The sequence below is a fragment of the Flavobacterium flavipigmentatum genome, assembly GCF_020911905.1.
GTDB lineage: Bacteria > Bacteroidota > Bacteroidia > Flavobacteriales > Flavobacteriaceae > Flavobacterium > Flavobacterium flavipigmentatum.
Genome location: NZ_CP087133.1, coordinates 3,401,824 through 3,418,398 on the forward strand (window position 1 = coordinate 3,401,824; position 16,575 = coordinate 3,418,398).

A 16,575-nucleotide genomic window follows, 5' to 3' on the forward strand; every position below is an offset into this window, starting at 1 on the left:
ATAAAAACATAGCCCTTGGTAGGCAAAAAGAAATTTGATTTTAAAATAAATTGCATACTAATTTTTGTGAAAGCTGCAGACCCAACCAGGTCTGCAGCAAAAAAAAAAATAAACAAAACAAACAAAATTATTAATTATCCGCCTTGCTTTAAAAAGGCAAATTTATTTATGTAATACTTAAATTATCAGCAGAATATGTACAGATTAAATTACCATAAAGTAAATTCGGCATATTTATTTCTGTCGAAGATTTTCTTGTTTTTTAATTTCGGTACTGTAAATGACTTCTCCTTTTTCATTAACCGCTTGCACATATAATGTATCGGGGAGAACTGAAAATGTCATAAATCCGTATTCGGAAGAAGCCAGTTTACTAATTGGCAATTGATCGATGGGAGTAGCCTCAGAAGCTGATCCCGAAACGAAATAATTTGTCTTGCCCTCTGGCAATAAATGCTGTAAATCATGATCATGACCTGCTATGTAAGCATCTACTTCGTATTTATCAAATAAGGATTTTAATGATTTACGTACTGCTTTGGTATCATAACTTTCTCGCCTTTTTAGAGTTGCAGTAAACAAAGGATGGTGTCCAACAACGAGTTTCCACTTAACACTTTTAGGCGCATCTGATAAGGTTTTAATAAGCCATTTTTTTTGTGCAGTGGTATCTTGTGAAATTACATTTTTACCATACACTTCGTTTTTGTAAAATTCAGGAATTAAAGGATTTGTATCTATAAAAGCAATTAATACCTGTTGGTTTGAATCTCCGTTTATATTAAATGTCTTGCTGTAATATCGGGCTGGCATATTCCAGCGACGGCTTATTTTAGAGTAAGCAACCTGCGCATCCGGATTACCGGCATAATCATGATTTCCTAACACCGGATACCAGTTCCAATGCAATGAAAAATCGGTATAAATATCTTCATAAGAAGATTTCCACTGCGGATCATATTCACTTGCAACACCTATTGGGTAAAAGTTGTCTCCTGTAGAAATTATAAAATCACGATTGATAGCAGTAGCCGTCTTACCCATTTGCTTAGCTATAGGAATTTGATGGTCTTCGCCAAATCTACCCCAGTCCCCCATTACAATAAAATTAAGAGCATTTGGGTATTTTTTGATACTAGTATCTTTTGTTTGAGCAGAAGCAAAATTTACAGAAAGTGTGCAAATAAATACTTTGAATATATATTTTTTTAATACTGGTATTGTCATTTTATTAAAATTAAAAATTTGAAGGCTTTTTAGTCTCTCTTTGAAAAACCAACAGCCTTCAAATTAAATCTATACTCTATTTGTTTTAATATCCTTTATTCTGCACCAAATATCCCGGAGTATTAGAAGCCCCGTCAATAGCAACTTGAGGAATTGGGAACAATCTTTTGTTTACATCTGTATCTGTTTTTTCAGTCCATTTGTCCTCATAATGTCCAAAACGTATTTGATTGGTTCTTCTCAGACCTTCCCAGTAAAATTCAAAACCATATTCTCTGTACAAAATATCTAAATTGATCGTTGGAAGAGCCGCTGGAATTGGAGCACGAGCAGTTCTTGATGTTCTTACAGTATTCATATCTGCTAATGCACCAGCGGTATCTCCTTTTCTTAATTTGGCTTCGGCACGCATCATAAAAATTTCAGCATATCTAAGCAGTACCATATCTACGCTACTAAAATAATTTCCATCAGGAGAAGTGTGACTAAATTGGTATTTAGAGACTCTATATCCAGCTGCATGTGTACTTCCTTCCTTAGTAAAATCAACTTTCAGCGTAAGATTAACGTAACCCACATTTTTGTCAGGTCCATTCCCTTTTATTTGTTTAACAGGATAAATTCTGTACCCGCCATCGCATTTAAAAAATGCACCATTAGCATCTTTTCTTGCTGCCCATGGAATACCTCTCATAATTCCTCTGTCTATTTCAAAGGTCTCTCCTTTTACACAGTAATAATGATTTTGATCGTTTAAAGGTGAAAGCCCAGTAAGATCCTTCAAATTTGCTGGTACTTGTGCATTGTTCTTGTAAAATCTCGAGTCGGCATCAGCAGGATCTACGTTACCATAAGCATCAACCCATGTCTGATAGAAATCTGAAGTAATGGCCGGACCATCTGTTCCGTCTGCGTTAATTGATTCCGGTCTAGGGAACATTGAGCCCGGAATTGACCAGTAAGCCCAACGGTTATTTTCATCTCTTAAAACTCCGCGCTGATCTAAAGCAAAAATTAATTCTTTATTTGAATTGTTCGCATCGTCAAAAAGGTCAAAATACTCAGGAGATAAGCTAAATTTACCAGAATTAATAATGTTATCGGTATATTTAATTACCTTATCCATATCGGCAGCAGCAAATGTAGGTGTACCATAAGGATCACGGTAAACTGCAGCATTCAGATTCAATCTGGCAAGAAGTCCCCAAACGGCAGCCTGTGTCATTCTTCCTGGTCCTTTGGTCGTATTAATAACATCGGCTACAGACAATAACTCACTTTCGATATAAGAAACTGCATCTGTTCCGCGAAGTATTTCTGAAGTACTCGCTGATGATTCTTTTTTAAACACAATTCCCCAACTGTCCAAGGTAAGCATATTAAGGTAAGCTCTCAAGGCTTTCATTTCGTACAATGCTCCCTGAGCCTCTGCATTTCCGCTTTTTGCAAGAGGAGTCAACACTTCAATAGCAGACAATGTTCTGGAAATGTTTTTTGTAAGCTCATTCCATGTACTTGTAACCAAATCGTTTGTAGGTGTGGTAGTATGTGCGTGTACAGCCAGATACTTACCGCCATCATACCAGTCTGTTCCTCCTCTGTAAGGCAAAATACCTTCGTCGCTGGCAATTAACTGCAAACCAAAGTTGTTGGTGTGTATCCAAGTCGCTTTTAATTGACCATAAGCCGGAGCAATTGCACCACTAATTGCATCTCCTTGACCGCTGCCATTCAACGATTCATCTAATACTTTTTCTTCCAAGTCGGTACAACTCCAAGTAAATAATAAACCGAATGCAAGAGCTGTTATTATTATTTTATTTTTCATGTTATATTATTTTTAATTAAAATGCCACGTTTAAGCCAATTAAAACGGTTCTGCTTCTAGGATAACTGAAATAATCAATTCCAAAAGACTGAATATCACCAACAGCAGTACCCGTGTTTATTTCAGGATCGTAACCACTATACTTTGTGATCACAAACAAATTTTGTCCAGTTAACGAAAGGCGAATATTATCCATTACAGTATCAAGTCCAATTGATTTTGGACTTAAATTATAACCAAGAGTTGCATTATTTAATCGTAAGAAACTTCCATCTTCTAAATATCTTGTAGATACGGTATTTGAATTCGTAGAGGCTTCGTTTGAAAATTCTGAAGCTCGGTCTGTGGTATTAAAAGAATTTGCTAGGCTTCCTCTGTTGAATGAAGTCATTGCTACGTGATTGTAAATTTTGTTCCCGCCTGCACCATTAAAATTAAATCCTAAATCACAGTTTTTATATTTAAAATTCAAATAGAAAGCATAAATATAGTCTGGTAATGCACTGCCAGCAACAATACGGTCATCGTCAAGAATTGCACCATCATTATTTGTATCAGCAAATTGATTTAAACCATTAGCACCAATTCCTGTAAAGTCTAGCATGTAAAAAGAACCTATAGGCTGCCCGTTTAGGACTCCATTTATGGTTGCTCCAGACTGTCCACCTCCTTGTGCTCCACCTGTAGTCAATATTTTATAAGGTGAATTTTCTACTTTATTCTCTGTAAAAGATATATTTCCGCCAATACTATAAGAGAAATCACGGCTTTTATCGCTGCTATAATCTAAAGCAATTTCGATACCGTTGTTTTGTATCTCCATATTTGGAATGTTTGTCCAATATTTTGATGTAGGTTGAATAGGATCTACAGGCGCTACTTCTAATAAAATGTTTTCTGAAACTTTGTTAAAATAATCAATAGTCCCTGAAACTCTATTATTGAATAAACTAAAATCTACCCCTATATTGGTCTGCGTTGAAACCTCCCACTGAATGTTAGGATTGGCCAAACGAGTATAAATAGAGCCATAAGGATATCCGCCTAAATCTGTTGCAGAAGGATCTAAAGGATACGTATCGTTTCCTGTATTGCTTTCTGTATAACTTGCTTTTGTTATTTTAGAAGGAATCTCCTGTGAACCAGTTTGTCCCCAGCTTGCTCTTAACTTCAAATTATTAACAATTTCAGATTCATTTAGAAAATCTTCTTTGGTAATATTCCAACCCAAAGCTACAGATGGAAAGTATCCGTATCTATTATTCTTACCAAATTTAGACGAACCGTCAGCACGCATAGTTGCTGTAAGCAAATATTTGTTATCATAGCCATAATTTAATCTTCCGAAGAAAGACTGAAGTTCGTTTTCTACTGCAGACGAAGCCTGAGTGGTGCGCTCACTTGCAGTTTCTATCTGATTTTTTGGCTCAACACCATTATCAGGAAATCCGGATAAATTATAACTCTTTTGATTTACTTGTATTTTTTGATACGACTGACCTGCTAAAATTGTAAAATTATGAGCCTCTTTACTAAAATTGTAAGTAAGTGTATTTTCGTATAAGATATTGTTATTGGTCGTAACGATATTGTTCAAAGATCCTAAAGTCGTGTTTGTAGCCGATCTGTATGGCAAGACCTGAATATCTCTCTCAGACATAGAATAATCTACTCCTAAATTAAATTTATAAGTTAACCCTTTTATAAATTCATAAGATGGTGCAATATTGGCCAAAATACGATTGTTGTTCGTTTCATCAGAGTAAAGTCGCTCACTGATTAAAGGATTCAAAACATCATTACTTAAGTTAACATTTGGCTGTCCATCTACATAAACTGCATCTGTGGGATTCATTGTTAGCATATTCCCTACTATACTTCTGGCGTCAGGTCTTGAATTTTCCAGTTTAGTACCTGTCAAATTAAAAGCAACATTAAATTTATCATTAAGGGCTTTTTGGTTTAAATTTAAACGTCCTGAATAACGTTTTAAATCACTATTTCGTAAAACACCTTCCTGATTATCTACCCCTAAAGACGCGGCATAAGTTGATTTATCAGTTCCACCACTCATGGAGAAATTAATGTTTTGAGAAACACCTGTTCTGGTCAATTCATCCTGCCAGTCTGTATTTGCTCCACCATCTTGTAAATTTCCGTTTACTGCTACAACTTGTTTTCTAAATTCATCAGCACTAAAAACATCAACCTTGTTGGCTAATGTTGAAAATCCGGAAGTCATAGAAAGATTGATTTGACTTCTTCCTTTTGATCCTTTTTTAGTTGTGATTACAATCACCCCATTTGCAGCTCTCGAACCGTAAATAGCAGATGCAGATGCATCTTTAAGTACCTCAATACTTTCGATATCCTGTGGATTGATAAAGTTTAAAGGATTTGAAGCAACACCGTTATTACTATTGTCCAAAGCAAAACCGTCTACTACATAAAGCGGTGTTGTTCCTGAACGCAAACTTCCTACTCCACGAATAATAATGTCCTGAGAAGCTCCCGGTTCACCACTTGCGGCTGTAACGTTAACCCCGGCAACTTTACCTTGAATCAACTGTCCAGCATTTGCTACCACTCCTTTATTAAAATTTTCACTCTTTACAGAAGCAATAGCTCCGGTTACATCCGATCTTTTTTGAGAACCATAACCTACAACAACTACTTCATTAAGAGTACTAACCTCTTCAGTCAAAGAAACACTCAGTTTTTGACTCCCAGAGAAAGCTACTTCTTTTGTTTGAAATCCTACATAAGAAAAAACTAAAACACCATCGTTTTGTTTTGCTTTAATTACAAAATTACCGTCAAAATCTGTCGTAACAGCTCCTTTAGGCTCTCCTTTTATATAAACTGAGACTCCCGGTACTGGTATTTTTTCAGCACCCGAAAATACAGCTCCAGATACTGATACCTGCGCATAGGAATAGGACATACATCCTAAGGCAAGAATTAATAATGCGTAAACTTTTTTCATTTAAATATTATTTTATGTTTTGCCAAAAGTATTTTATGAATCCTGCCAAATGGGGTAATTTTGATGCATTAATGAGGATTTTAGATTCAAATTAGGATAAAATTAACTACAAAAAAGGGGTGTTTTGTTCAATAACATTCATATAACTTTCTGTAAACACAGGGCTAACAAATTTTCTAAGAGAATCCTTTGTATTCTTTAGGACTTTTTCCAAAATATTTTTTAAAAGAACGTCCAAAGTATTTCGGATCATTGTAACCACACTCAAAACTGATCTCAGAAATATTCAATTTTTTGGTTCTTAATAATATTTCTGCTTTCTGTAATCTAAATGAGGTTATTACATCTGAAGGTGACTGATTTAATGTTTCTTTAAAAATACGGTAGCATTTCACTCTCGAAATCCCCAAGGTTTCTACAAGTGTTTCAACATTAAAAGAAGGATCTTGCAACTCCTTTTTTATAGTTTCTAAAGCTTGCTTGACCAACTTATCATTATTGGTTAAAAAAGGAGTGTCTTCTGTTAAAATTTCGAATATTTTTTGCTGCAATTTATTTTCCTTTAATGCCTCTTTGTTCTTATCAAGCAGAGAACGTATCTTTTTCATAATAAATGAGGAACTTGCAGGCAACTGAATCAGTGTATCGATACCTAACTCTAATAATTGTTCATGCAATTCATAATTAATGTATTCTGAGATATAAATCATCGGTATTTTGAGACCTGACATCTTTTTATGAGAAGCTAAAAAATGAACCAATTCTTTTGAGAATGTCGCTTGATAAAACACCAAAACAGAAACGTTTAATTGCGTTAAAGCTGAATTTAAATTAGCTACCGAATTTTCGAAAAGCAAATGATAATTATTATTCTCTAAAATCTGATTTGCTGCGGTGTAATCTGACTGATCGCTAAAAACCAAAAACAATTCTTTATCCAGCGAAAGCTGATCCTGTTCGCTGAAATGCTTCCAGGAAATTGTTTCCTTCATTTTTAAATTTTCGGCCGCTAATTCTAAAGGAATTTGTAAAGTACTTTTGAATTTTTCATCAGAATAATCAAAAAAATTCCCATTCAAATCTTCCAACAACACATTTAATGCTTTAAAATAAGGACTGTAATGTAGAATATTATACCAATTATTTTTTAAGATAACACTATCAGAGATAACACTCACTTTTAAGAAGTTATCCTCATACCCTATTTCAATATGTAAAGTACTATCTGTTTCAGAATATTTGCAGATATCATTAAAAAAATACTGCAAAAGTAACTTTAACCGCAATACATCTACAGATACAAAATAGACAGCATTCTCTATTTCGCAATTTAAGTTCACCTGACTGTGCTGCAGTTCTTCTTTTAATTTTTCGATACTATTCTTTAAAACGGGAAACAAATTGACCGCCGATTTTCTGATCGGTCCAATATCTTTTACATAACTCAAATAATTCCATCCCGAGATCAGATTCGCTAATTTACCTGATTGAAAAAGTAAATCCCGTTGCACTTCGCTATCTTTTTTATACGTACTTGAAATTTTAATGATCTCAGCAATTGGCTCTTGAAACTCTGCCAGCATAAAAGTTTTAAATTTTTCGATTTCAAAATTTTCGTTTTTAAGAGTGCTGTGAAGTTTTAAAAGTTTCTCTTTCTGCTCTGAAATTTTTTTGTTCTTTTCATCCAGTTTCTCATTGATAGCCTGTAGATCTTTCTTCTGCTTTTCGATAATGGCGGTTCGCGCTCCTATTTTTGCCACCAAGTACTTTTGCTGCGCTGCTGCAGTTTTATTTCTAAAATAAATCAGCGTGATACAACACAATAAAATACAAGCTGATAATAAAATGTAAAACAATATTGTTTCATAAAAAGCTTTCCTGATATGAAGCGTAAAAAAGGCTGGCTTCACTGCTCCTTTTTCGCCTTTTTTAATCAAAAAATGGTACTCTCCCGAAGATAAATTACCATATTCTATTTTTTTGGTATCTCGTAATAAAATCCAATTTTTATCTCTTCCTTCTAACTTATAATAAATTGGGGCTGAATTTTCTCTCGGAAAGACAATAGGTACTATTTCTATTTCTAATTCATTATCCGTAAAACTCTTTTCTATTACGGGCAAATAATTTTCGATACCATCGATATTTAATTTGATCTTTTCAACTGATGTGTTGGTACGAAGACTATTCGGATCAAAATAATTAAGTCCATTTACTCCTCCAAAATACAAAAGACCTTTATTATCCTGATAATAGGCTCCTTCTGAAAATTCTGGTGCCTGCCACCCATGATTTGGATTGTATGATGTGATTTTAAAGTTGTTTTTAGCAACAGATGCAATTCCTTTAGTGGTACTCATCCAAACCTTATTTCCGTTATCGATAAGACCATACACCATGTGACTAGGAAGTCCGTCCGTCTCTATAATATTCTTAATCAGACCCTTTTTTTTATTAAAAACACTAACACCTCCTAATGAAGCAATCCAGTAATTATGAGTATTTTTGTCAATTAGAACAGAATAAACACTATTGCCCAAAAGACCCTGATGGGTTGAAATTTGTTCTAACTTACCGGTTTCTAAATTTAAAATAAGTACACCATCATTTTCGGTAGCTAAAATTAAACTCTGTTTGTCTTTTTTGACACATCTGATGTGGTATTTATTCAACAAATTTTGTCCTTTAAAACTCTCCCATTTTTCCGTTACTAAATTAAATTTAGCCAAACCACCCCAGCACCCTATCCAAAGCTGTTTATTTTCATCTTCACAAATAGAATAAGATCTGTTATTGGGCAATTCCTTGATTTTTTCAGCCTCATAACACCTATATTGAGAGCCTGAAATACGTATAATTCCTTTATAAGTTCCTACCCAAATTGTTCCGTCACTGGCGGTGAATAAACTCCTGACCCTTTCCCAATCCGGATGCAAAGCGGCTTCTTTTATTCTAAACTTGTCGTAAGAATGATTTTTTTTATTGTAATAATAGAGTCCATTTGTGTAGTAGCCCAGCCAAGTTTTACCCTCTTTATCTTTGGTAATGGCTCTAATAGTTTCCGTTGGCAAATTAGGATGTTTTACAGGATGTGGCAGTATTGTGTTTAACATTTCCGAACCTGTGTACGCCATACTTAATCCGCCATCTTTTTGCCCTAACCAAATGTTACCAAAAGCATCTTCGTGAAGCGTTTCTATTTCATTACTGCTAAACGAATAAGGCAAATACAAGTCTGAGGTTAAGTGTTCAATGTTTTTTTTGCCCCCTTTGTTAGAAATAATATATATTCCGTTTTTTTGGGTAGCATACCAAATATTTCCGAATTTATCTTTTAAAACATCATTGATAATCAGTCTTGGATATTCTTTAAGCAAGCTGTTTTTGAGATCACTCAAATTTGTTTTTTGTACTTTATTATAGGATATTGCGTTGAAAGCTCCCTTTATAAATTCGTAGTAAGCCGTACTGGTTTGAACGACGATATTTCCTTTTCGAGATAAATAAATGTTTTGCGGAAGTGTCTTAAACTTAAATGTCCTGAATTTACCATTTCCGACGTATTTATTGACGTCACCCTCTTTAGTAATCAGCCAAATACATCCAGAAGTATCCTTTTTTAGTTTGATAATATAATTGCTAGATACTGTTTCATGATCAGTTGCATTGTGCTTAAAACACTTAAAATTATGACCATCGTAATAATTCAGTCCATCCCAGGTAGCAACCCAGAGCCCTCCGTCTTTGTCATTTTCAATATCTATTACCGAATTATTGGATAATCCCTGATTGGTAGTAAAATTTTCGAACTTTATTTGTTGACCAAATGACTGTAATGTGATCAAACACATTATCAATAACCCTCTAACCATTTGTTTGTTTTTTAACCTACAAGTATACAATCAGAGGTTTACTTAAACATAAAGTGTATGTTAAGTTTAAAAAAACAAGCAAATCTTAATACTCTAATTTCTTTAGACAGTAGAGAAAAAGCTTTTGCTTTAAGAACGTGGTTTCGATAAGTTTCTGTCGTACATAATAATAGTTCCTGCTACTGCGACATTCAAGCTTTTTTCTGATTTGAATTTTACTAAATGATGGCATTTATCCATTACTTTTGAGGATAAGCCGTGATCTTCTGCCCCTAATAAATAAACACAACGTCTTGGATGTTCAAAAGTTTCTAAATCGCAAGCTTTTTCATCTAATTCAACACCCACCAATCGTGCACCTTTGGGTAAATTTTCATAAAAAACTTCAAAAGTATCATAATGAAAATATGGAATTGCTTTTACCGCATCATGAGTATCACAGGCTTGTTTGGCATATCGGTTACCAATGGTAAAGATAAAAGTAGCGCCTAAATTTTGAGCAGATCGCCACAAAACACCTAAATTTTCAGGCGTTTTACCATTTTGTATCCCTATCCCGAAATATTCATTTACAAAGTTATCATTCATAAACACAAAAGTACAAACTGTAAGGACATAAATCAATACTTAAACAAACATCATAAAAAGTAGCATTGTCATCCCAAATTAGTTCCTTTTTTCTTTAGATTGAAGTAAAAAAAAAGATTCGTAACTCCATTATATTTTAAATAGTAAACACAGAATAAATTATAATTAAATAGGTTGTGAATTTACTTTGTTCAGAATTTGATTCAAAAAAAACCCGCCTCATACAGATGTATAAGACGGGCCGTCCATAAAAACATAATCTTCCATTTTATGTTCCTATATAATCTTCCTGATCGTATTTTTATTGCTTTTAATAGTAGTTGATTTCACTAAAATTAACAAATTCATCTCACACTAATACTGAGTTTATGCTTACTATTTTGTTTATCTCCTTCATATACAACTGAATTTGTATATTAAAATGAAAACTATATTTTTATTTTGTTGCGGGAATAATGTCGATTATCACTGTACGGTTATAAAAACGTTCTTCGGGAAGTTTGTTTTCAAAAGCAGACATATTTTCGTCTTCTCCAAAACCGTGTACTTCAAATTTTACATCTTTTCTGCCCGAATTTGATAATGCTTTTTCTATAATTCCTTTTACTTCATTGGCTCTGTCTATAGATAAATTCAAATTATAAGACTCTTCACCAATAATATCCGTGTGGCCGTGAATGATAACTACAGCATTTTTTGGTATTTTTGGCGTAACAACCTCTGTCAGGTATTTATCATACATCGCGATTGCTTTTGATTTATTAAATTCAAAAATAATACTGAATCTAAGTCCTTCATCAGTTTTAGATGGTGTCCAAAGTACCATGTGTGTGGTGGTTATTTTTTCTTCAATACCGCCAGTTTTGGTTTTACCAATCATTTTTACTTTATAATCACCTTCAGAACGAGTTCCCATGATGCTTTTACCCGGAATACTTACTTTTTCCTGAGTATAAGGGCCAAAAGTTTTTACTTTTCCATCGGGATCTGTAGTTTCTAAAGACCAAGACGAATAGGCCTGTTTTGCACCAGTTGCATCAATAGTAATATAACTGTCAATAGGTGCCTCCTGCAAAGTAACTAATTCTAGTGGTTTTAAAGGTGCATCTGGTCCCGCTTGAAATTCCATCAATAATTCTGGTGAATTACTTTCGATAGAAACCCTGCGATCTCCCTCGCGAAGCAATACTAATTCTTTTGTTGCGCCGGGTTGTTCAGACGGAACAGCAGGTTTTGATTGCCCTTTGGTTGTGATTCTTGATGCATTTATTTCAAATACAGTAACTAAATATGTTTTGATCGATTCGGCCATAGCAACACCATCTTCAGATCCTTTTTCAGAAGAACCAACAAGTTTTACATTGGCTGAAGGATTTTTCACCATTCGATTTCCAAGAATATTAATTACATTATAATACACTGTCATTTGTCTTGCAGAACGTCCAGATGTATTTACACTAGGCGTAATTCCGATCTGATCTTCATTGAAATCTTTTACATCTTCTTTTTTCAGTAATTTGTAGCGACTTGGTATTTTATTCGATTCAAGATCATAGAAAACATAATTTCGTAAAGGAAATACTTCACGTACATTACGTTCTCCTGGAATATTTTTAGGAGCATTTACAGAAAACTGTACCTTAGACTCTGCTGCACCAGGAGTTTCTAATGCTTTTCCCTGTCCAAACTTAAGCGCCATACCTACTCTAAGAGTTGTTGTACTCCAAGTTTCGACAGTACGTGCATGTTGTCCAAAATAAGGTTGAAAATTTATAAAAGGAGACAAAATAAATTGTGTTTTATGATTTTGTGACGATAACGGAATATCATAACCTGCTCCAACTTGCATCGAGACAAGAACTTCTTTCATATTATCAAAATCACCTCTTACAGCTGGCGTTGCCTCTTGTTCCGGATAGGCCGGATTTGTTCCTAATGTATATTTAAATGATTTATCGACATTGAAAGCCAAACGTGGGCCTCCATACAAATAAAAATTAGATTTGAAAGGAGCAAAACGAATGCTCGGCTCAACGGTAACATAACTTAATTTTGTAGATAAATCTGCAGGGCAGTTGCAAGAAGTAAATTTCTGATCGAAAGAACCTTTTCTGCTGTCATATCCTGCCTGAAACATAAACCCTAATCTTGTATCTGGTTGATGAAATTCTACAAGCGGTGCCAAATAAAGTCCCGCACCTTCGCCATTATGAAAAGTAACCGGTGGCGTTAAACTAGCATTAAGCTGATGTGTTGAACCACGGTAAAAACTATAATTGGTGGCACCTGCCACACCAAAGAACCAAGAAGGCTTTGTATAATAAACCTCTTGTGCCTGAAGCATCGTTGGCGTACTTACACACAATAAAAACAAAAATAAAAACCTATTTAACAGTGTTTTATCTAAATTTTTTGTTGTTTTTATATTTGTTTTAAAACTAATGTTAGTTTTCATTTACATGTATTTAGTGATTATTTTTCTTTAGAAATAGCCCGCCCGAAGACGGGATATATTATTTCGTAAATGTTTTAGTTAGGAACATTAATAGTGGTGTTTACCATAGTAACAGATGCGACTAAAGATATCGCTCTTCCGTTAAGCACCGTCTGATTTGCATTTCCGGCAGTAGAAAACGTAACACCAGAATTGGCAATAATAGTTCCTACCATCGTTCCTCCTCCGGCACTGTTAATAGTAGCCGCACTACCTACATACCAAAAAACATTTTTAGGTTGTCCGTTGTTGATCATGATAACGCTTTTTGCACCCGTAGGCCCTGCAATTCCAACAGTAAGTCCAGATGCAGTTTGAAAAATCCAAGTAGCATTTGGGTCACCTTGCGCATCAAGGGTCAGGTTGCCATTGCTGATTTTAAATGTACCACTTGCTGATTTGTATACTCCCGGAGCCAATGTCAATCCACCTAATTCTCCTGCATTCGGATCAGAACCACCTGGTTTTGCCGCTGGCGAAATACTTAAATATGCTGTATTTGCATCTAATAATGCTTTTTCTGCAATTAATAAAGATGTAGCTGTTCCTGGAGCCGGAGGGGCAGTAAATATATCACCCGTCACATTACCAACATTTAGAGGTGTTTCGGTATAAATGATAAGGCCATCGTGAAATCCTGTAATCGTGGTTGAAGCTGCTGTAGTACCCAGACTTCCATTATTTATTACTGTATTTAATCCCTGATTTGTTACTCCGGCATTTCCGCCAAAAGAGCCAAACATAGCAGCCGTTCCAAGATCTACAATTATAGGTGCAGGTGGTAAAAGTACCGTAGTAAAGTTCCAAACATAGTCAGCAGTCAATGCTGTTCCAGAAGCACTTTTTGCTCCATTTGTAATTGTGGCTGTATAAATTTGTCCTAATGCCAACGCATTTGTTGGATTAAACGAAGCCGTGTTACCTGAGTAAGAAACAGTACCCGGAATTGTGGTTGTGCCTTGTTTTAAAGTAAATGTAGCTGTTGTGATTGAAGCTGCATCCATTAGAGTGCTAAAATCTGCAGTTACAGTTTGATTTAAAGCAACATTAATAGCGTTATTCATAGGGTCTGTAGCAGTTACTGTGGGTACACCATCTGTCGTAAAACTCCATGAATAATCTGCTATCATCGCAGTACCTATTGAGTTTTTTGCACCAGCAGTAATCGTTACCGTATAAATTCTATTAGCCAATAAAGGATTTGTAGGAGCAAAAGATACGGTAGATCCTGTATAAGAAATTACTCCCGCCACAGGATTAGTACCTTGATTTACTTTAAAAGTAGTACTATTTAAGGTAGCTGCATTCATAGCCATATTGAATGTTGCCGAAATTGTTTTATTTAAGGCAACCCCAATGGCATTGTTTATAGGATCTGCAGCAGTAACTACAGGTCTTAAAAGCATTCCTGTAGAAAATACCCATACATGCTCGAGCTGTAAAAAATTACCATTTACATCTTTTGCTTTTGTTGTAATTTTAGCTGTATACGTAGTATTTTCCTCAAGCAAAGCTTGTGGTCTAAAGGTTGCTGTTCTCCCGGTATAGGTAACTGTTCCCGTTATAGGAGACATTCCCGATACAATAAATGAAGTCGAAGTAATAGAATTCGGATCCATATCTTCGTTGAATGTAGCGCTAATAACCTGATCCAAAGGAACATTTAATGCATTTTGCAAAGGAGTTGTAGACTCAACTACAGGACATTCTCCAGCGACTTCTTTAAAATCATCATTTTCACATCCAGTGATAGATGCGATACATAATACAATAAAGGTTAATAGTAAAATTTTGATTTTCATTTATTTTGTTTTGTTTAAGATTTAGATTATTTGATTGTGTAAAGGTGATGCCGAAAAACAATTAAACATTATACAATTAAGAGTGAGAGTTGTATTATTAACACTATTTGTATGTGGATTTCTATAATTTATGATTTATAAGTCAGTAACCGCTGTAATGAGCTATGTTTAATGACTTTTTTCAATACTTAAAGCTTAAACAGATTAATATCATAGTCCGAATTAAGATCATTACTTTCTATTACTAAAACTAGAAGTAACAACTGAATGACCTTACGAATAACTGGTAAAGGAAAAGAAGAGAGAATGGATAAAAAGTCAGTACATTGCAAAGCAACATACATAATAGTATGAATTCTTTAATTCGAATATAAAAGCCTTATTACTTTATAATTATAAAATACTATGCAGGCTCTTTGCAAGATTCAAAAAAATCGTAAGCTCTTTTCTCAGCATAAGAATACTCTGAATTACGCAGGGGAAAAGCACAATGACCTCCATACTTTGGAGTTTCAAGATAAACATATTCACTTTCTTGAGCTATAGCCCTTGGATAGCATCTTTCTCCTAAAAAAGGATCGTCAAGAGAATTAATAATTAAAACCGGAGTGGTAATATTTTTAAGAGAGAATTCAGGAGAAACTCGCTGATAATATTCGTCACGGCTTGCAAAACCATGTAAAGGAGCGGTAAAATAATGATCGACTTCATCAAAAGAAGAAATGCCGTCAATTTGATCACGGTTTATAAAATCCGGAAACTGCGCCGCTTTGTGTTTTAGTTTTCTTTTAATATCAATTGTAAAATTCTTTAAATAAACTCTGTTAAAGCCCTGTTTAAGCACTTCGGCACTTGTTGCGATATGAGTGGGTACAGAAATACATACTCCCGCCTTTATGCGTTCATCCATTTTTGTCCAGCCAAAATAATTGAGCAGTTGTACACCTCCCATTGAATATCCGATTAAGTAAACATCTTCAAATCCTTTTTGCAAAACAAACTTCACTACTGCGTCCAGATCATCTACTGCGCCGTGATGATAAAGTCTTGGCAAACGGTTCATTTCTCCTCCACAGGTGCGATTATTCCATGCAAAAACTGAAAAATCTTTCTCCTGAAAATAAACGGCACAACTATTATTGTATGTTCTACGGGAATCGCCTTCTAAACCATGACATAAAATAACTGCTTTTTTAGGATCATTTAGAATAAAATCAATATTGATAAAGTCGCCGTCTTTTAACTCAAGTTTTTCTCTTGTATATCCAGGAGCGTCAAATTTTTTAAACAAAGCAGCATAAATAGTAGAAACATGCCTGTTGCGATGAATAATAGAAGGAAAATTATACTCTGATTGTTCAATAATTGGCATGATAAAGAAGTTTTTATGGTCCGGTTTGAATACAAATCTATGAAATCAATCAATACACAATTTAAATCTGTCCTTTTTTTATTACATTTTTTCAAATTATCAATAAGACATAAGATCCTGATGCAATTGTGTAACAAAACATAACTAAAAAACTAAATTTGAGATACTTAATTAAAAAACGTTTATGAAAAATTTTTTAATGCTTTTTTATCTCTACTTTCTTTTTTCATGCCAGTCTAAAGAAAATAAAAATACTTCTCTTAAAACTTCTGATTGAACTTTTACAGATGAAAATGAAGAACCGAAAAAGCGAAGAAGACAGAAACAAAGAGGACAACGAGCAAATAGTCAACACTGTTTTAATGAATTTTATGAATGAAAAAGTTTTCTTTGTAGCCTAAGATTC

Annotated in this window: 8 protein-coding genes; all 8 read right to left on the reverse strand. The window is 34.4% G+C overall.

Annotation, left to right across the window (positions count from 1 at the left end; translation table 11 throughout):
- Positions 1 to 234 precede the first annotated feature (234 nt).
- Positions 235 to 1,227: a purple acid phosphatase family protein gene (locus LNP22_RS14680; protein WP_229974120.1), complete on the reverse strand. Its 993-nt coding sequence runs from the start codon at positions 1,225 to 1,227 to the stop codon at positions 235 to 237.
- Positions 1,228 to 1,312: 85 nt separating this feature from the next.
- The gene (locus tag LNP22_RS14685; RefSeq protein WP_229974121.1) at positions 1,313 to 3,055 is read right to left on the reverse strand and encodes a RagB/SusD family nutrient uptake outer membrane protein; all 1,743 of its coding nucleotides are present in this window, start codon (positions 3,053 to 3,055) and stop codon (positions 1,313 to 1,315) included.
- Positions 3,056 to 3,071: 16 nt separating this feature from the next.
- Positions 3,072 to 6,041 (reverse strand): SusC/RagA family TonB-linked outer membrane protein, encoded by a 2,970-nt coding sequence (locus LNP22_RS14690; RefSeq protein ID WP_229974122.1) that lies wholly within the window; start codon positions 6,039 to 6,041, stop codon positions 3,072 to 3,074.
- Positions 6,042 to 6,217: 176 nt separating this feature from the next.
- Positions 6,218 to 9,913 carry a two-component regulator propeller domain-containing protein gene (locus tag LNP22_RS14695; protein ID WP_229974123.1) on the reverse strand — a complete coding sequence of 1,232 codons (3,696 nt, stop codon included), beginning with the start codon at positions 9,911 to 9,913 and terminating at the stop codon, positions 6,218 to 6,220.
- Positions 9,914 to 10,042: 129 nt separating this feature from the next.
- On the reverse strand, positions 10,043 to 10,501 hold the full coding sequence (locus LNP22_RS14700) for an RNA methyltransferase (RefSeq protein ID WP_229974124.1): 459 nt from the start codon (positions 10,499 to 10,501) through the stop codon (positions 10,043 to 10,045).
- A 436-nt stretch (positions 10,502 to 10,937) separates the two neighbouring features.
- Positions 10,938 to 12,956, reverse strand: a complete 2,019-nt coding sequence (locus LNP22_RS14705) for an OmpA family protein (protein WP_229974125.1) — start codon at positions 12,954 to 12,956, stop codon at positions 10,938 to 10,940.
- 74 nt (positions 12,957 to 13,030) lie between these two features.
- Positions 13,031 to 14,797, reverse strand: coding sequence for an Ig-like domain-containing protein (locus tag LNP22_RS14710; RefSeq protein ID WP_229974126.1), 1,767 nt, complete (start codon positions 14,795 to 14,797; stop codon positions 13,031 to 13,033).
- 403 nt (positions 14,798 to 15,200) lie between these two features.
- Positions 15,201 to 16,169, reverse strand: a complete 969-nt coding sequence (locus LNP22_RS14715; protein ID WP_229974127.1) for a YheT family hydrolase — start codon at positions 16,167 to 16,169, stop codon at positions 15,201 to 15,203.
- Between the last annotated feature and the right edge of the window lie 406 nt (positions 16,170 to 16,575).